An 18,769-nucleotide genomic window follows, 5' to 3' on the forward strand; every position below is an offset into this window, starting at 1 on the left:
CCAATGTTCTTATCTTCATTTGCTTCAAGCATCCGACAGCGGAACATCGTTAATGGGTGGCTTTTGCCACATGTTTTAACTTATCATAGATTCAGTCGTTTGACAATCCTGAAATCGAGTCTAAATAATGCTGATCTTCTTCTGTTAACGGTGCATCAACGAGGAGATCGGGACGACGCTCATATGTCCGTTTTAGCGACTGTTCCCGTCGCCATTTTTCAATCCGGGCATGGTTGCCTGATAACAAGACATCGGGTACTCGGTGCCCTTTATATTCTGCCGGACGTGTATAATGCGGATATTCAAGTAGCCCCGTCGAGAAGGAATCATCTTCGTGACTCGCAGATGCACCGAGGACGTCCGGTAAAAGTCGGACGACAGCATCGATCATCGTCATCGCAGCAAGTTCTCCTCCCGTCAAGACAAAGTCTCCGAGCGAGACCTCATCCGTCACCAACTGATCATGAATTCGCTGATCAAACCCCTCATAGTGACCACATAAGAAGACTAGTTCTTCTTCGTTTGCCCACTCTTCTGCCATCCGTTGCGAAAAACGTTTACCGGTCGGTGTCATGACGATGATTCGTCGTTTTCGTTCCGGCAGGCTCGCCATCGCATCGAAGACGGGTTGAGGTGTCAACAGCATGCCAGCTCCTCCACCATATGGATAATCATCGACCTTACCATGCCGATTCGTTGAAAAGTCCCGAAAATTGATTGTTTCGAGCATGACGCGTTCATCGTCTTGCGCTCGCTTGACGATCGAATGATCGAGCGCTGAAAACATTTCTGGAAACAGCGTCAACACACGGATGTTCATTCTTCGATCAGTCCCGGAAGCGGCGTGATTTGGATGCGTTTCTGTTCGACGTCAACGGAAGCAACGACTTGTTCAATATACGGAATCAAGACATCCTTTTTCCCGTCACGTTTGATCGTCCAGACATCGTTCGCTCCTGTCTCGAGAATATCGGATACGACACCAATTTTTGTCTCACCGTCGTAAACCGTACAACCGATGATTTCATGATAGTAAAATTCATGCTCGTCTAAGTCCTGCAAGTCTTCTGCGTGGACATAGAGTTTCAATCCTTTATACTTCTCGACATCATTGATATGATGCATCCCTTTGAACGTCACCATGATGAATTGTTTATGCTTCCGGTAGCCACTGATTGTTACCGGTGTATACGTACCTTCAGAGCCGAGAAAGACTTCTTTTCCGATCTTAAAGCGTTCTTCCGGAAAATCCGTGCTTGCAAGTAATTTCAATTCCCCTTTTAGACCGTGCGTATTAGCGATTTTCGCAATTTCCAACCATTCCATTCGTTTCACTTCCTTTCTTGAATTAAAAAAAGGAGGTAAGCTTTCGCTCACCTCCTAATGTCTTACTTCGCGAGTTTCGCGTTGTGGAATTTCTCCATGATACCAGCTTGTGAGAAGAGGTTACGAACTGTGTCCGAAGGTTTAGCACCTTCAGAGAGCCATTTAAGAGCTAGCTCTTCGTTGATTTTAACTTCTGCTTCTGGTTTAGCAACTGGATTGTAGTATCCGATTTGCTCGATGAAACGACCATCACGTGGTGCACGTGAGTCTGCTACTACCACACGGTAGAAAGGTGATTTTTTTGCGCCCATGCGCTTAAGACGAATTTTAACTGCCATTCGTAAGTCCCTCCAAATAATAAATAATTTTTTCGTTTAGTCAAATTGACAACTTCATTAGTATACAACGTTACAGCGAAAGAGAAAAGACTTTTAAAAGAATGGAAGGCCAAAGCCTTTCTTTTTCCCTTTGCCCATCTGTCCGGAAAATTGTTTCATCATTTTCCGCATGTCTTCAAACTGTTTAATGAGACGGTTGACTTCTTGGATACTGCGTCCGCTACCGCGGGCAATCCGCTTCCGGCGACTCGCATTCAAGATTTCAGGTTCAGTCCGCTCTCGTTTCGTCATCGATTGGATGATCGCTTCGACATACACGAGTTGCTTCTCATCGATTTGGGCGTTTTTCAACCCCTTCATCTTCCCTTTACCTGCCCCAGGGATCATTCCCAACAGTTCGTCGAGTGGACCCATCTGTTTCACTTGCTGCAACTGCTCGATGAAATCATCGAATGTAAACGATGCATCGCGCATTTTGCTTTCTAACTCTTTGGCACGCGTAGCGTCCATTTGTGACTCTGCTTTTTCAATCAGTGTCAGCATGTCTCCCATGCCTAGAATCCGAGACGCCATCCGCTCGGGATAGAATGGTTCGATGGCATCGAGCTTCTCTCCAAGACCGACGAACTTAATCGGTGCTCCGGTGACTGCCTTGATGGAGAGTGCTGCACCACCTCGCGTATCTCCGTCGAGCTTCGTCAGAACGACTCCCGTTACGCCAAGCTTCTCGTTGAAGCTCTCTGCGACGTTGACAGCATCCTGACCCGTCATCGAATCGACGACAAGGAAGATTTCATGCGGTTTGGCGATCTCCTTCACATCAACGAGTTCCTGCATCAGTTCCTCATCGACGTGTAAGCGACCTGCCGTATCGATCAACACGATATCGTGATGATGCTCTTTTGCATAATCGAGTGCACCGGTAACGATTTCTTGCGGACTGACATGATCTCCCATCGAGAAGACCGGTAACTCCAATTGTTTTCCGAGTGTCTCTAATTGTTTGATTGCTGCCGGACGATAAATATCCGCTGCAACAAGCAAAGGACTACGATTATGTTTTTTACGTAAATGATTGGCAAGTTTACCAGTTGTCGTTGTTTTACCTGCCCCTTGCAGACCCGTCATCATGATGACGGTCGGAGGACGGTTCGCAAGCGTCAATGGTGACACTTCTGCACCCATCAGATTCGTCAATTCATCATGGACGATTTTGACGACTTGTTGCCCTGGCGTCAAAGACGTCATGACATCCTGTCCGACGGCGCGTTCCTTTACATCATTTACGAATTGTTTGACGACTTTGAAGTTGACGTCGGCTTCGAGTAGCGCTAAGCGAACTTCGCGCATCATCTCTTTGACGTCTGCTTCAGAAATCTTACCCTTACCTCGCATTTTAGCGAGACTGGCTTGAAGCCGTTCCGATAATCCTTCGAATGCCATTAAGAATGCCTCCTACTCTAATTGCTCCAATGTCTCAATGATCACTAGGGCTTCACCCGGAAGGTCGCATTGCTTCAGCTGATCGAGTAACTGCTTTCGCCGTTCGTGTTTCTTGAACAGGGATAGTCGTTCTTCATACTGCTCGAGCATGGCTTCCGTGCGTTTTATGTTGTCGTAGACTGCTTGTCGGCTGACTTCAAACTCATCGGCGATCTCACCTAAGGAAAAGTCATCTAAGTAATAGAGTGACATGTAATTCCGTTGTTTTGGCGTCAAAAGCTCCTGATAAAAGTCAATCAGATAATTCATCCGGTTCGTTTTATCAAGTGTCATCCGAGCACCTCCGCAATGTTAAGTGAAATTCCTTTACAGATAGTATAGTACAGCCCTCACAGTGTGTTGTCAAGTTTTTTTCTTTACATGAAACGTCGCTTATTCAGCGCTTTCTTCCGTGTCGACGTTTTCTTTTTCTTCAAAGACATCGCCAAACAGGCCATATACGAATTGTTCTGCGTCAAACGGTTGTAAATCATCGATTTTTTCACCGAGACCCACGAACTTAACCGGCAGATTCAGCTCATTCTTAATCGCAAGAACAATCCCGCCTTTTGCCGTTCCATCAAGCTTCGTCAAGACGATCCCGCTGACGTTCGTCGCTTGTTTGAAGGCTTTTGCCTGCACCATCGCGTTTTGCCCTGTTGTTGCGTCAAGTGCTAGTAACACTTCATGGGGTGCACCTGGAATTTCACGTTCGATGACACGCTTGACCTTTTCAAGTTCGTTCATCAGGTTGACCTTGTTTTGAAGACGTCCTGCCGTATCACAAATCAGGACATCAACCTTACGTGCTTTTGCTGCTTGGACGGCGTCATAGACGACAGCAGCCGGGTCGGACCCTTCGCCTTGGCGGATGACCGGTACACCGGAGCGTTCACCCCAGACTTGCAATTGATCGATCGCACCCGCCCGGAACGTATCCCCCGCTGCTAACATCACGCTCTTGCCTTCTTGTTTTAATCGGTTCGCAAGTTTCCCGATTGTCGTCGTCTTCCCAACGCCATTGACACCAACGAACAGGATGACATTCAGCTCATGATCGAGATCGAGAGCTGTCTCTTCTTCTTCGACTAACATCTTCGCAACGACTTCAACGAGGACGTCTCGGACTTGTTTTGGATCCTTGACGTTACGTCGTTTGACTTCTGTCTTTAATTCCTCGACCAAATCCATCGTCGTCGTCATACCGACGTCGGCTTGGATCAACACTTCTTCTAACTCTTCGAAGAAGTCTTCATCAACTTCTCGGAAGCGGTAGACGAGATCATTGACGGCACTCGCTAATCCGTCACGTGTCTTCGTCAAGCCTTCCGTGAATTTAGTCGTGACTTCTTGTGTCGAAGTCGTCAAGCGGTCTTTCAGTTTTTTAAAGAAACTCATTGTTTAATCTCCTTTGGTTCTTCACTTAATGTACGCCGTGCCTCTTCTAGTTTAACGGATAACACTTCTGATATCCCGTTTTGCTGCATCGTGACGCCGTAAAGGACGTCTGCTGCCTCCATCGTCCCTTTACGATGAGTGATGATGACGAACTGTGTCTCGCGTGCTAGCTGATGGACGAACTCGCCGAATCGCGCGACGTTCGCTTCATCAAGCGCTGCTTCGACCTCATCGAGGACACAGAATGGAACGGGACGTGTCTTAAGAATCGCAAATAATAAGGCGATTGCCGTCAAAGCACGCTCTCCACCAGACAAGAGCGACAAATTTTGCAGCTTCTTACCAGGCGGTTTCGCGACAATATCAATTCCACTCGTCAACAGATCACTCGGGTCAACGAGGACTAGATCGGCTTCACCGCCCCCGAATAGCTCTCGGAATGTTTCCCGGAAGTGTTCACGGACAGCATCATACGTTTGACGGAACAACCGAATGACTTCTCGGTCCATCTCTTCGATGACGCCATAGAGATCCGTTTTAGCAGCGACGAGATCATCCCGTTGCGCTGACAGGAACGTAAACCGTTCATCGACCTCCGCGAATTCCTCAATCGCACCGATATTGACGATGCCGATTTCTTCGAGTTGGCGTTTGAGCAGATGAATTTCCTCTTTCGCCTCATCATACGATAGATCGAGTGGTGCAATCAGTTCGAGCAGTAATCCCATCTCTTCAAGCATTTCTTGTCTTGTCTCAAGACGTGTACTTGTTTTCCCTTGAGAAAGTCGAAGTTGCTCGAGTGTCTGTTTCGTCGTTTGTTGATCGTCCTTTGTCTTCGCTTCGCGGATCCGGATCAAGCGCAAGGATTCTGCTTGTACTTGAATCCGTTGTCCGATCGCGACGAGTTCGGTCTCGACCCGTTGTTGTTCCTGTTCCTGTTCACGCTGTTCCGCATGCAAGGCATCGATTTTCGCTTCATCGAATCCTTCAAGGACATGACGCAAGTCACGGCGTTTATGACTACGCTCAAGCTTCGCGTGACTGACCTGTTCCGTCAGGCGTTCGATATCTTGCGTGAGTTGCGCTTGTTTCATTTGAATCGTCCGCTCTTCGAGAACTGCTTCTGCTTGTTCCTTCTTCAGTTCGTCCATCGTAACGGCGCCACGGGCTTGAGCATCCTTGAGACGATCTAAGGCTTGTCTGAGCTCTGTTTGACGCTCCGTCCATTTTGCGATCTCAACTTCCGACGTCTCGATGATCCGACGTGCTTCTTGTTCTTGTTCGAGTACACGTGCCATCTGTCGATCTTCAACCGATAATTCAGACGTCATGACAGCAAGATGACGGTTCGCATCTGCTAACGTATCGCGCGATTGTTCGAGTTGTCCTTGTAATGTTTGAATCGTTTCTGTCCGCGTCCGAGCAGTAGCATCAAGCGTCTGAATCGCCGCTCTCAGATCTTCCAAGCGGCGCATCTGCTCCCGAATGACCGCTTGCCCGCGTGTCAGTCCCTCTTTTAACTCGTCGAGCTCACGCGATTGACTGAACAATGGGGTACCCTTCTTCCGACTTCCGCCAGTCATCGTACCGCCAACGTTGACGACATCTCCTTCGAGCGTGACGAGACGATAGCGATGTCCTGTCGAACGGGCAATTTGGTTCGCCTGTTCAAGTGAGTCGACGACGAGTGTCGTACCGAGCAGGTTCATCTTTAATTTCGTCAACGACTCATCCGTCGTCACGAGATCACTTGCGATCCCGACGAATCCAGACATCCCCCCGACTTGTTCTCGCACTGAACGGTTAACTTCACGTGCTTGGAGTGAGGCGAGCGGCATGAACGTCGCTCGACCGGCATTTAATCGTCGGAGTTCCTGAATCAGACGACGTCCAGTCGCATCGGTATCAACAACGATGTTTTGCATCGCCCCACCGAGCGCTGTCTCGATTGCCGCTTCAAACCGCGCCGGAACCGAAATCAACTCTGCGACCGCCCCGTGAATACCTGGGTGATGATCTCGTTGTTTTAAAATCGTCTTAACGGCACCGAAATAACCGCTATAGTCGGCTTTGACAGATTCAAGGAATTCAATCCGGTCTTCCGTTTTATGACGACGTCGCTCTAAATCCGCAACGGACTGTTCGACTTGGCGTAACGCATGTTGTTGTTCATTTCGTGCAACAAGTGCCTTTGTTTCTTCGTCTGTTGCTTGGTCCAACTTCGTCCGGATCGAAGCAACATCCGCTTCTAGTCGAGCGACATCTTCCTCGAGTTGACGACGTGTCGATTGTTTCGTACCGCTATCCGCCGTAAAAGAACGTTGTTGTTCTTCTGCCTGCATGAGATCTTGCTTCGCCCGGTTATAGGCATTATTCGTCGCAGCTAATCGACTCGCCACATCAAAAGCTTCCGAACGTAATGTTTCAGCTTCCTTATCAAAATCACGATCGGTTTGTGTCAGCGCTTGATCGGCTCGTTCTCGTTCAGCCGTGATCCGTTTTGCGTCCTGATCGACTTCTGCTTGGCGTTCTTGTAAAGCCGTCAATTCGCGTTCCAGTTCCTTGACGCGTTCTTCGACGACGGCAACCTCTTGTTCGAGTCGCTCTTTCGTCTCGGTTCCGTGCTTTTCACGCTCTTTCGCTAGGTTAAGGGCACCTTGGATCTCAACAAGTCGCGTCGAGACATGTCGAAGTTGCTCCTGCAAAGTGTTTTCTTGTTGTCGTTCTTCTTCAAGCATCGATTCTTGTTTCTCTCGTGACACGACGGTCTCTTCGTAGGTCGCCTTTTGAAACTCAAGGCGTTCTTCACATTGGGCGATGTCACGCGCCAATGTTTCGAGCTCCGTCTGATACGTCGTGATTTCATGCGCCAAGATGCCACGTTCCAGTACATCATGCCGTTCTCGAGCGACGAGATACTCTTTCGCGAGCGCCGCTTGTTCACGTAACGGCTCGATTCGTCCGCCCAGTTCATATAAAATATCATCGACACGCGATAGATTCGCTTCCGTATCACTTAATTTCCGCTCTGCTTGCTTCTTGCGATGACGATACTTCAAAACGCCTGCTGCTTCCTCAATGACAGCACGACGTTCTTCCGGTTTACCGGAGATGACTTGTTCAACTCGCCCTTGTCCGATGATCGCAAAGGCGTCACGTGACAAGCCTGTGTCCATGAACAGATCAAGGACATCCTTCAGACGACATGGTTTTTTATTTAAAAAATAATCGCTGTCTCCATTGCGGCTGACACGACGCGTGACGCTGATTTCCTGATACGGTAAAGCAACCGTTCCCGACTCGTTGTCTAAGACGAGTGTCACTTCAGCAAATTGTTTCCGGTGTTCAGACAGACTGCCGGCAAAAATGACGTCTTCCATCTTCGCCCCGCGCAGGGACTTCGCAGATTGTTCTCCGAGCACCCAACGGACAGCGTCCGATATATTTGATTTCCCACTTCCGTTCGGTCCGACGACTGCCGTGACACCCGGAAGGAATTCTAGTTCAGTTCGACTGGCAAATGATTTGAAGCCATTGATTTCAATTCGTTTTAAGTACATCTTGATCACCCGTATGTTTAAATTTCTTTTGAATTTCTTTCAGTTTACCATAGCCGAAACGCTAGCAACATGATAGGTTTTAAGGTAGTATCATGCGAAACAAGAAGAAGAGGAGCGAATAACACGATGACGATTGAACAAATGATTGAAGCAATCTTAGATAAATTGAACATCATCAACAAAGGGGTCATTAAAGCAGACCAGTTCGACGGCTCAAAAAATGAGGACTTAAAAGAGATTTATGAGTTCGTCATGATGCGCGACTCGTTATCACTTGCAGAGGTCGATGCGATCGTCGACGAACTGAAATCCCTCAAGACTGTCTAATCAAGCGAACTTCACACGATAAAGGCCGATCATCTCTCACGCATTCGAGAGATGGTCGGCCTTTTGTTGCTTAAAACTGTTTCTTTAATTCAAGTAAGGCTTGTTTTGCCGCCTGTTGTTCTGCCTCTTTTTTCGATCGGCCTGTCCCGATCCCTTCAAGCTCATCCGCGACTTGGACACGCGAGATAAATTCCCGACTATGCGCCGGACCGCGCTCCTCGATGATTTCATACTCGATGACACCTAAACCGACACGTTGAATCGCTTCCTGTAATTGACTCTTGAAATCTGTCTGTTCTTCAAAAAAGCCTGTCGCCACTTTCGGAAAAACCGCTTCGGCGAGGAATCGTTCGGCTGCTTCGATGCCTTGGTCAAGATACAAGGCGCCAATGAAGGATTCGAAGACATCCGCAAGTAAGGCTGGACGATTCCGACCACCGGTCAGTTCTTCCCCCTTACCTAACAGAATCATATCGGAAAACTGATAGTGATTCGCAAATTGGACGAGTGACGGTTCACAGACAATCGCCGCTCGCAATTTCGTTAATTCCCCCTCGGAACGTTCCGGGTAGTGTTCGAATAGATAGCGTGACACCGTCAACTCTAAGACAGCGTCCCCTAAAAATTCTAGGCGTTCATTATCCCCTTCTGACTCGCGTTGTTCATTGACGAACGAAGAGTGCGTGAAGGCTTGTTTTAATAGCTCGACATTAGAAAACGTGATATTCAGACGCTCTTGTAACGCTTCGAATTTCTGCTCGATTTGAGCGAGCGTCCGAGCATCCTTGCGTCGTTTTACATAGGGTCCTTTTCGGACACGACGTCCTTTTTGATTCGTCATAGTTCCTCCTAAACAGCTAAAGCCCACCGCAAAATGCGGTGGGTCAGCTTCAATGATCAGACTTGTGTTTCGATGTAGTTGACGACATCGCCGACAGTCTTCAAGTTTTCTGCTTGCTCATCTTCGATCGTGATTTCGAACTTGTCTTCTAAGTCCATGACGAGTTCCATGACTTCTAGAGAGTCAGCACCGAGGTCGTCTTTGAACGATTTATCAAGTGTGATTTCACTTTGTTCTTTACCTAATTTTTCTGCGATTGCTTCTTGTACGTCTACTAAGATTTGTTCTTTTGTCATTTTAAAATCCCTCCATGAGTTGAGTATATAAGATGATTGCCGATTTGGCAAAGTACTACCGTTAGTTGTGTTACATCGTCATGCCGCCATCGACGGCAAGAGTTTGTCCTGTGATATATCGCGCTTCATCTGAAGCGATGAAACTGACGAGTGAAGCGATATCGTCCGTTTGACCGAAGCGTTTCAACGGAATTTGCCCGAGTGACAGGTTCCGCTGTTCTTCCGTCAATTCATCCGTCATGTCCGTCTCGATAAAGCCTGGACAGATGGCATTGACTGTGACGCTTTTACTAGCGAGTTCACGTGCGACGGATTTCGTCAGCCCGATCAGACCCGCTTTCGCAGCGACATAGTTCGCTTGCCCTGGATTTCCGGAAATACCGACGACTGATGCGATGTTGATGATACGACCGCTTGTTTTTAACAATGGACGTGTCGCAGCTTGCGTGACAAGAAACGCTCCCTTGAGGTTCGTATCGATGACAGCATCGAAATCCGCTTCCTTCATGCGCATTAGCAAACCATCGCGCGTGATGCCGGCATTATTAACGACACAATCCAGTTGACCGAACGTGTCGATTGTCTGTTTGATCATCTGTTTGACAGCATCCGCTTCAGCGACATTCGCTTGAATCGCGAGTGCCTCTCCGCCTGCTTCCTTGATTTCACGGACAACAGCTTCCGCCTTGTCCGTGCTTCCTGCATAGTTGACGACGACACGGAAACCATCTGTTGCCAATCGCTTCGCGATGGCAGCTCCGATGCCGCGTGACGCGCCAGTGACGAGTGCTACTTTACTCAACGAATTCCCTCCGCTTCCAATTGCTCAAGTGTCGTGATGCTGATGATTTTCGCATCTTTTTTGATTCGTTTCACGAGACCGCTCAATGGAGATGATGGACCGAACTCGATGAATGTATCTGCACCCTCTTCAATCAGACGCTCGACACATGCTTCGAACCGGACCGGTGAATAGAGCTGTTGAACGAGCAAACGAATCAATTCGTCTGGTTGATCGTGGAACGCACTGTCGACGTTCGAGATGAATTTCGTCTTCGCTGCTTCAAACGGTGACGAGACGAGAATGTCTTCGAATCGTGGTGCGAATGGTGTCATGAGTGACGAATGGAACGCACCTGAAACATCAAGCGGTAAGACACGTTTTGCTCCGAGCTCTTTTAACTTCGCTGTAGCGGATTCGACCGCTGCAATTTGTCCGGAGATGACGAATTGCCCAGGACAGTTGTAGTTCGCTATCTGGACAATCTCTCCCGTTGCCGCAATCGATTCGACCGCGTGATGGGCTGCCTCGACATCATTCATACCGATGACTGCCGCCATCGTTCCACCCGTGACTTGATTCATAAGTTTTCCGCGTTCGCGGACGAGATAGACGGCTTCAGACGGTGTGATGACAGAAGCTGCGACGAGCGCGCTATATTCTCCAACACTGTGTCCGAGTACGAAATCAGGTGTGTGTCCTTGTGCTGCGTACTGCTGTGCGAGTAATGCACTATGTGCGACGATGGCTGGTTGAGCGATGTCCGTCGCTTTCAATTCATCCTTCGTCCCTGTCGTCATCAGCGTCGTCAGATCCAGACCAATTCGCGTTCCGAGGTCAGCGAGTGCTTGGCGTGTCTCGTCTTGCGTGATAAGCGTCTGTCCCATTCCAGGCGTCTGTGACCCTTGTCCTGGAAACATCCAAACTGTTTTCCCCATCTCGTCTCACTCCTTCTTAACGTGCTTCTGTTGCCTTCGCTTGAACGATTTTGGCAACGACTTCTTGTTCGACCATCTTTTCCGCTTGAACGAGCGCTCGGCTGAATGCGTAGGCATTACTTGAACCATGCGCCTTGATGACCGGAGCCGCAATGCCGAATAGTCCGGCACCGCCATATTCTTCATAAGCGAGCAACTGCTTCATTTTTTTCAACTTCGGTTTCAGTACGAGAGCGGCAAGCTTTGATGTCCACGAGCTCATGAACTGTTCCTTCATGACACCCATGATCATACTGGCAGCCCCTTCTGTACTCTTAAGTAACGTATTGCCGGCAAAACCTTCCGTGACGATGACATCGACGTCACCGCTCATCGCTTCTCTCGCCTCGACGTTCCCAACGAAATGAATCGGTGCTGTCTCAAGTAGCGGATACGTTTCCTTCGTCAGTGCATTCCCTTTACCGGCTTCTGATCCGATATTCAGGAGTCCGACTTTCGGACGTGTGATGCCGCGAACTTGTTCTGCGTAGACAGACCCCATGATGGCATAATCGAGCAAATGCTCTGCCTTCGCATCCGGGTTGGCGCCAACATCTAAGATGACGACACCTTTCCCATTACGTGTCGGGAAAGTCGGGGCCAGTGCAGGACGGTCAACTCCTTCGATTCGACCGATGACGAACAATCCGGCAGTCATGAGCGCTCCCGTGTTTCCTGCTGAAATCAAGGCATCTGCTTCTCCTGATTTCACCAGGTTTGCAGCCACAACGAGTGAGCTATCTTTCTTGCGGCGAATCGCACGTACCGGTTCATCTTCTCCGGTGATGACGGATGCCGCGTGGACGATCGTCACGCGCGGATCCTCGATTGTGTATGAGCGTAATTTCAACTCATCTCCGACTAGTCGGATATCGATGTCTTCGTTTGGACGTTCTGCCAAATAGGCAACGACCCCTTCTACGATGGCACGGGGTGCGTGGTCGCCCCCCATAGCGTCAACTGCTAAAATCATTTCGATTCCTCCTTACTACTTCGATACACCGTGAACTCACCGATGAAGACACATTCTTCACCGACATAACTCTCCACCGTGATGTCAGAACGCCCATCTTGACGATGGGAACTGACGAACGCCTTCGCAACGACGCGTTCTCCGACATGAACGGAGCGTGTGAACTGAACGTTCGCACGTGTCGTCAACGCGAGTTCATCGTCGATGAGCGCAATCGCAAGCGAGTTTGCCTGCGCAAACAAAATATGTCCGCGGGCGATCGCATTCCGACTAAACGCATGTTCCGGCAAAATCTCAAGGATCGAGATCGCAGATGTATCGAGTTTCAGGTCAATCATATCACCAATGACTTCATTTTCAGTCAACGTACGCACATCATCCAGCCGTTCGGTCGCGACGTGTTTAATTCGCTCCCGTAATTCCGGAATTTTTAATTCCATCCGGTCGAGACGAATCGTCTGGATACTGACACGGAATCGTGTCGCCAGCGCTTCATCCGTGATGAACGGATTTTGCTCGATCGTCTGTAATAATTCTTGTTGTCTCTCTTTTTTAGGTACCCGCATGTATGTTCCTCCCACAAGAAGGATGACCACTATTATTACCTGGTACTAACAGTAGTATATATCCCTTGTTGTTCACTTTCAAGTATTATTCGATTCTTTCTCCTTCAAGTAGTCCTTGTCGTTCGATATAGTCACGTAAAACATCATATTCCGGCGCTTGCCAAAAGGCGTCCGATCGCAGTAAACGGACTGCATCTTGTCGCGCAGTTTCCATGACTTGTATATCGAGCGCAGGATCAGTCAAGACGAATCGCGGTAAACCACTTTGTTCGGTACCAAAGAAATTTCCGGCTCCGCGCAGTTTCAAATCCTTTTCCGCTAGCTTGAAGCCATCGTTCGTCTCCGTCATCGTCTTGATCCGTTCTTTTCCCGTATCGGAAGAGGGATTGGCGATTAGAATACAATAAGACTGGGCATCACCTCGACCGACGCGTCCTCTTAATTGGTGTAATTGCGCAAGACCGAAGCGTTCTGCATCATGAATGACGATGATCGACGCGTTCGGAACGTTCACGCCGACCTCGACGACAGTCGTTGAAACAAGGATTTGAACGGTATTCTCCTTGAACGCCTGCATGACTTCGTCTTTTTCGGAAGAAGTCAAGCGCCCATGCATCAAACCGACATGATAGGGCTTGAACCTCTCGGTCAATATCGCATGTAATTCAATCGCATTTTGAACTTCAAGTGATTCGGATTCCTCGATCAATGGCGTGATGACGTAGGCTTGTCTTCCTTGCGACAATTCTTTCTCGACGAACCCGAAAACGCGTTCCATCTGTTGTGGTTTCGCCCAGTAGGTCTCGATTTCCTTTCGTCCCGCCGGCATCTCATCGATGATCGAAACATCCATATCTCCAAAGACCGATATCGCAAGCGTACGCGGAATCGGTGTCGCTGTCATATATAATACATCTGCCTGTTCGGCTTTCGCGCGCAGTCGTTTCCGTTGTTCGACACCGAAGCGATGTTGTTCATCGGTGATGACGAGGTGTAATGCCTTGAACTGGACGGTATCTTGAATCAGCGCATGTGTTCCGACCAAGACGTCAATCTCTCCTGTCACGAGGGCTTCTAGTAAATGCACCCGTGCTTTCCCTTTAACCGAACTCGTCAGTAGACCGACCCGAATCCCAAGTGGTTCAAGCAATGGGGCGAGCGACGCTGCATGCTGTTCCGCTAAAATTTCGGTCGGCACCATTAAGGCGCCTTGTCTTCCGGCACGAACCGTCGCGAACAAGGCGATGGCAGCGATGACGGTCTTCCCGCTTCCAACGTCCCCTTGCAACAACCGATTCATTCGTTCGCCGCGACTGATGTCGTCTAGGATTTCTTTTGTCACGCGCTGTTGCGCTCCTGTCAGTGGAAACGGTAGACTCTTGATGAAATTCGCTATATCCGCTTCGTGCAGAGGCAAGGCAATCCCTTGACCTTTTCTTCGTCCAAGACGTAATGCCTGTAACTTCAGCTGAAAATAAAGACACTCCTCATAGACATAGCTCCGACGAGCTGCCGTTAACTCTTTTCGATTCGTCGGGAAATGAAGTGCCTTTAGCATCGTCATCCGATCTTGTAACCGGTATGTCTTCCGGATGCTATCCGGTATCCGTTCAGCCAATGCCTCAGTCTCCTTGAACGCCAAGTCGACGACGCGTCGAAACGTCTTCATCCGCATGTCGCCACGTAACGAATAGACCGGTGTCAATTCACCTTCGATTGCTCCGAATTGTAGTTCCGTCGCAGAGATCGTCATTCGGTGCAAATCCCATTTGCCACTGACCGTCACTTCTGCCCCGAGTTGTAGTTGGTCTTTGTAGAATGCTCGGTTGAACATCGTCACCGTCACACTATATCGTTCTTCAACGAGCAGTCGGAACGTTAAACGATTCTTTCCTTTACCGTAATAGCGCACAAGTGGTTCAGACTGGACTTGACCCGTGAACTTGACTTTATCCTCATGAATCGCTTCCGTTAGACTTCCCGTCACGAAGTCGTCATAACGAAACGGGACGTGCTCGAGCACGTCCGCAACGGTGAGAATATTCATCTCTTCTAGTTTTTTCGCCAAATCCCGTCCGACACCTTTTAGCGTCTTGACGTCACGTGATGGATTCATTCGATAACTCTCCGAAGATTTTCGCTTCGAGCCAGCGACCCGTCGGCGTATTCGCGAGTCCGCCTTTTGCTGTCTCGCGAAGCGCAGATGGCATCATCTGACCAATCTCATGCATGGCTGAGATGACTTCATCACACGGAATCCGTGACGTGATTCCAGCGAGTGCCATATCGGCAGCGACGACGGCATTCGCTCCACCCATTGCATTTCGTTTGACGCACGGTACTTCGACGAGTCCTGCAACAGGATCGCAGACGAGTCCGAGCATGTTCTTCAGCGCGATCGCAAAAGCATGCGCTGACTGATCCGGCGTCCCGCCTGCCATCTCAACGATCGCAGCTGCTGCCATCGCTGTTGCTGAACCAACTTCTGCCTGACAGCCACCAGCTGCTCCGGAAATCGACGCATTATTCGCGACGACGAAGCCGAACGCACCGGATGTGAACAAGAAGCGTAACATCTGCTCACGCGTTGGGTTTAAGCGATCTTTGACCGCAAATAACGTACCTGGCACGACGCCGGCACTCCCTGCCGTTGGTGTCGCACAAATTTTTCCCATCGCAGCATTGACTTCATTCGTTCCGATTGCCTTACTAACGGCGTCCAGTAATAAATCACCGGATAAACCTTTACCTGAAGCACGGTACCGTTGAAGCAAAACAGCATCCCCACCGGTTAGTCCTGTCACCGACTGGACACCATCACCATCAAGTGAACGAGCGACTGCTTCTTCCATGACTTGTAGGTTTCGCTCCATCATCGCGTAAACTTCATCCCGCTCTAAGTGACGAACCGTCATCTCTTGCTCGATCATGACTTCCGAAATCGGAATGTTTCGTTCCGTCGCGATGGCGACGAGTTCTTTTACGGATTTAAACATGTTTTCACTCTCCCATCATGACGGCACGCTCGACTTGAGGTAACCGATCGATTTCTTCCAACACTTCTGCCGTTATCCGGTCATCAATCTCAATTGCCATGAGTGCTTGTTTTCCTTTTTCGTGCCGTGACACTTCCATATGCCCAATGTTGATTTCGTAATCAGCCAAAATGCTCGTCACGGCTGCAATCGCACCAAAGCGGTCATGGTGTAAGACGACGAGTGCCGGTCCCCCACCGGACAAACGAAGCGGTACACCATTTAGTTCCGTGATCTCAATCGTTCCCCCACCGATTGAAATACCAACCAATTCAAACTCTTCTAATCCATTCGACAAGTGGACACGTGCCGTATTCGGATGATCCGTCAACGCCTCACTCGTCTCGAAATGAATCTCAATCCCTTTCGACTTCGCGATATCGATCGATTGTGGAATCCGGTCGTCGAACGTGTCGTATCCGAGAACCCCGCCAATGATCGCCACATCCGTTCCATGTCCGCGATACGTATCAGCAAATGACCCATAAAACGTGATGTGGATGACAGTAGGTGTTTCCCCGAATAATTTACCCGCCATCAATCCAATCCGTGCAGCTCCCGCTGTATGCGAGCTTGATGGACCAACCATGACTGGTCCGATGATGTCAAAGACGCTACGATATTTCATCTCTTTTCCCCTCTCTATGAAACAAACGAAATCCCACCTCTATTATCGCAGATGGTGGGATTCGTGAAAAGGCTAGTCGCCCTTTTTCAGTATGATGGTTTTATTCGACGCTTAAAATGTACGAATAAAGTGGTTGTTTACCGTCGTGGACTTCCACTTCAGCATCCGGATTAACCGATTCGATGTACGCGACGAGTGCGTCAACTTCTTCTGTTGAGACGCCTTCACCGTAAAGAACCGTGATGATCTCATCATCTTCCGTGACGAGTGTATCGACGAGTTTCTTGACAGCACCAAGACTTGATCCGTCTGTAGCGACGATTTGTTTTTCAGCAATCGCCATATGGTCGTCCTTCTTGATTTCAACACCATCGATGTTCGTATCACGTACAGCATATGTGACTTGACCCGACTTAACAGCTGCAATCGCATCCGCCATATGCGCTTCGTTCTCTTCGACAGTCGCTTCCGGGTTATAAACGATTGTTGCTGCTAAACCTTGTGGGACTGTTTTTGATTTCACGACCGTCACACCACAATTCGCGACAGATGCTGCTTGTTCAGCCGCCATGATGATGTTCGAGTTGTTCGGGTAGACATAAACGTGTTCCGCGTGTGCATCCTCGATCGCCTTAACGATATCTTCCGTTGATGGGTTCATCGTTTGTCCGCCTTCGATGACGACACTGACACCGAGTGATTTGAAGAGTTCACTGATTCCTTCACCCATTGCGACTGTCACGAGGGCTGCTTTCGCTTTTGCCTTCGGTGCAGCAACTGGAGTGACTTGGTTCGCGCCTTCTTCTTCAAGGATTGTTGAGTGTTGTTGACGCATGTTTTCAATCTTAACAGCGACGAGTTCACCGAAACGTTGTCCTTTTGTGATGACTTCTCCTGGTGTTTCGACGTGGACGTGAACTTTAAGGAGTTCTTCATCCGCGACGACAAGCAACGAATCACCGAATTCCGCTAATTCGTTACGGAAGTCTTCTTCGCTGAACGGTGCATTCGCAAGTTTGTCATCCTGGAAACGAACCATGATTTCCGTGCAGTAACCGTAATGGATTTCTTCCGTCGACATGAAGCTTTGAGCCGTTTTGTGATGCTCTGCTTCGACGAGTGCTTCCATGACAGGCGCATGCGGCTTGTCGAGTTCTTTTCCTTCGAGCGTTGCGAGGAATCCTTCATAGATACAGACGAGACCTTGACCACCAGAGTCAACGACGCCTACTTCTTTTAATACCGGAAGAAGTTCTGGTGTACCGTCGAGCGATACTTTCGACGCTTCGACGAGTTGACGCATCAACTCTAAGAAATCCGTCGTCGTCTCAGATTGTGCGATAGCAGCGACAGCTGTTTCACGGGCAACCGTCAAGATTGTTCCTTCGACCGGTTTCATGACTGCTTTGTATGCTGTATCGACACCTTTTTGCAACGCATCTGCGAATTCCTTCGTATCAATCGTTGTCTTACCTTCGATTGATTTCGAGAATCCACGGAACAATTGGCTTAAGATGACGCCAGAGTTTCCGCGTGCTCCCATCAATAATCCACGTGCGAAGACGTTCGCGACTTCCGATACAGAATCCGAAGTTGATTTACCTGCTTCTTTTGCACCTGAAGTCATCGTCAAATTCATGTTCGTTCCCGTATCACCATCTGGCACAGGGAAGACGTTCAATGAATCGACGAAATCTGCGTTTTGATAGAGATTCGCCGCGCCATTTTGAATCATCTTGACTAACTGCGCTCCTGTTAAACGATCTACACTCACTAAAGTTTCCTCCTCTATTCCCGCCTTAGACATTCGTCAAGCGGACTCCTTGGACAAAGATGTTCACAGATGTCACGTCAAGACCTAGTGCCTGACTGAGCGTGTATTTCACGCGACTCTGTACGTTATTCGCCACCTCTGAGATTTTCGTTCCATAACTTACGATGATATGCATATCGATATGGACCTGCTCTGAAGCCTGTCGAACGATGACACCGCGTGCAAAGTTCTCGCGTTTTAAGAGTTCTGCAAGACCATCCTTGATTTGAGACTGGGATGCCATACCAACGACACCAAAACATTCCATTGCTGCGCCGCCCGCAAGTTGCGCAACGACATCATTATCTACATCAATCTTTCCATAGGTCGTTTTCATCTCGATCGCCACCTGAGTAGCCCCCTTTGAATATTGTATTCTTCTCATAATTCTACTATAAGGACCTACTATTGAAAAGTCGCCGTACTGA

General features: G+C 48.9%; 19 protein-coding genes. 1 reads left to right on the forward strand and 18 read right to left on the reverse strand.

Annotated elements, in window-relative coordinates; all coding sequences use genetic code 11:
* Positions 1-91: 91 nt before the first annotated feature.
* The 7 genes from trmD to smc form a co-directional block, all read right to left on the reverse strand.
* Complete coding sequence (gene trmD, locus L985_RS10875) at positions 92-820, reverse strand: tRNA (guanosine(37)-N1)-methyltransferase TrmD (RefSeq protein WP_029342089.1); 729 nt, start codon at positions 818-820, stop codon at positions 92-94.
* On the reverse strand, positions 817-1,326 hold the full coding sequence (gene rimM, locus L985_RS10880; RefSeq protein ID WP_047393795.1) for a ribosome maturation factor RimM: 510 nt from the start codon (positions 1,324-1,326) through the stop codon (positions 817-819). The genes trmD and rimM overlap by 4 nt, the downstream gene beginning before the upstream one ends.
* Positions 1,327-1,388: 62 nt before the next feature.
* Complete coding sequence (gene rpsP / locus L985_RS10885) at positions 1,389-1,664, reverse strand: 30S ribosomal protein S16 (RefSeq protein WP_023468741.1); 276 nt, start codon at positions 1,662-1,664, stop codon at positions 1,389-1,391.
* A 93-nt stretch (positions 1,665-1,757) separates the two neighbouring features.
* Positions 1,758-3,107, reverse strand: coding sequence for a signal recognition particle protein (ffh, locus tag L985_RS10890; protein ID WP_047393792.1), 1,350 nt, complete (start codon positions 3,105-3,107; stop codon positions 1,758-1,760).
* A gap of 12 nt (positions 3,108-3,119) precedes the next feature.
* Positions 3,120-3,440: a putative DNA-binding protein gene (locus L985_RS10895; RefSeq protein ID WP_023468743.1), complete on the reverse strand. Its 321-nt coding sequence runs from the start codon at positions 3,438-3,440 to the stop codon at positions 3,120-3,122.
* Positions 3,441-3,539: 99 nt separating this feature from the next.
* Complete coding sequence (gene ftsY, locus L985_RS10900) at positions 3,540-4,544, reverse strand: signal recognition particle-docking protein FtsY (RefSeq protein ID WP_047393789.1); 1,005 nt, start codon at positions 4,542-4,544, stop codon at positions 3,540-3,542.
* Positions 4,541-8,104, reverse strand: a complete 3,564-nt coding sequence (smc, locus tag L985_RS10905) for a chromosome segregation protein SMC (RefSeq protein ID WP_047393786.1) — start codon at positions 8,102-8,104, stop codon at positions 4,541-4,543. The genes ftsY and smc overlap by 4 nt, the downstream gene beginning before the upstream one ends.
* Positions 8,105-8,230: 126 nt before the next feature.
* On the opposite strand from smc, the gene L985_RS10910 reads away from it, so the two are divergent.
* Positions 8,231-8,431: a DUF1128 family protein gene (locus L985_RS10910; protein ID WP_029342093.1), complete on the forward strand. Its 201-nt coding sequence runs from the start codon at positions 8,231-8,233 to the stop codon at positions 8,429-8,431.
* A gap of 70 nt (positions 8,432-8,501) precedes the next feature.
* On the opposite strand, the gene rnc is transcribed toward L985_RS10910, so the two are convergent.
* The 11 genes from rnc to L985_RS10965 form a co-directional block, all read right to left on the reverse strand.
* A complete protein-coding gene (gene rnc / locus L985_RS10915; protein ID WP_023468747.1) occupies positions 8,502-9,272 on the reverse strand; it encodes a ribonuclease III in 771 nt (256 codons plus the stop codon).
* Between the two features lie 56 nt (positions 9,273-9,328).
* Complete coding sequence (gene acpP / locus L985_RS10920; RefSeq protein WP_029342095.1) at positions 9,329-9,568, reverse strand: acyl carrier protein; 240 nt, start codon at positions 9,566-9,568, stop codon at positions 9,329-9,331.
* Between the two features lie 70 nt (positions 9,569-9,638).
* A complete protein-coding gene (gene fabG, locus L985_RS10925) occupies positions 9,639-10,370 on the reverse strand; it encodes a 3-oxoacyl-[acyl-carrier-protein] reductase (RefSeq protein WP_047393782.1) in 732 nt (243 codons plus the stop codon).
* Positions 10,367-11,287, reverse strand: coding sequence for an ACP S-malonyltransferase (gene fabD / locus L985_RS10930; RefSeq protein ID WP_047393780.1), 921 nt, complete (start codon positions 11,285-11,287; stop codon positions 10,367-10,369). Before fabD ends, fabG begins: the two co-directional genes overlap by 4 nt.
* A 16-nt stretch (positions 11,288-11,303) precedes the next feature.
* On the reverse strand, positions 11,304-12,299 hold the full coding sequence (gene plsX / locus L985_RS10935) for a phosphate acyltransferase PlsX (protein WP_029342098.1): 996 nt from the start codon (positions 12,297-12,299) through the stop codon (positions 11,304-11,306).
* Positions 12,296-12,865, reverse strand: coding sequence for a transcription factor FapR (gene fapR / locus L985_RS10940; RefSeq protein ID WP_023468752.1), 570 nt, complete (start codon positions 12,863-12,865; stop codon positions 12,296-12,298). Before fapR ends, plsX begins: the two co-directional genes overlap by 4 nt.
* An 85-nt stretch (positions 12,866-12,950) precedes the next feature.
* Positions 12,951-14,981 (reverse strand): ATP-dependent DNA helicase RecG, encoded by a 2,031-nt coding sequence (recG, locus tag L985_RS10945; RefSeq protein WP_047393776.1) that lies wholly within the window; start codon positions 14,979-14,981, stop codon positions 12,951-12,953.
* Complete coding sequence (gene sdaAA, locus L985_RS10950; protein WP_023468754.1) at positions 14,965-15,861, reverse strand: L-serine ammonia-lyase, iron-sulfur-dependent, subunit alpha; 897 nt, start codon at positions 15,859-15,861, stop codon at positions 14,965-14,967. Before sdaAA ends, recG begins: the two co-directional genes overlap by 17 nt.
* Positions 15,862-15,865: 4 nt before the next feature.
* Positions 15,866-16,528 (reverse strand): L-serine ammonia-lyase, iron-sulfur-dependent subunit beta, encoded by a 663-nt coding sequence (gene sdaAB / locus L985_RS10955; protein WP_047393774.1) that lies wholly within the window; start codon positions 16,526-16,528, stop codon positions 15,866-15,868.
* 100 nt (positions 16,529-16,628) lie between these two features.
* Positions 16,629-18,302, reverse strand: a complete 1,674-nt coding sequence (locus tag L985_RS10960) for a DAK2 domain-containing protein (RefSeq protein WP_029342102.1) — start codon at positions 18,300-18,302, stop codon at positions 16,629-16,631.
* A 25-nt stretch (positions 18,303-18,327) separates the two neighbouring features.
* Positions 18,328-18,690, reverse strand: a complete 363-nt coding sequence (locus tag L985_RS10965) for an Asp23/Gls24 family envelope stress response protein (protein WP_023468757.1) — start codon at positions 18,688-18,690, stop codon at positions 18,328-18,330.
* Positions 18,691-18,769: the final 79 nt, after the last annotated feature.

The sequence above is a fragment of the Exiguobacterium sp. ZWU0009 genome (assembly GCF_000798935.2).
Classification (GTDB): domain Bacteria; phylum Bacillota; class Bacilli; order Exiguobacteriales; family Exiguobacteriaceae; genus Exiguobacterium_A; species Exiguobacterium_A acetylicum.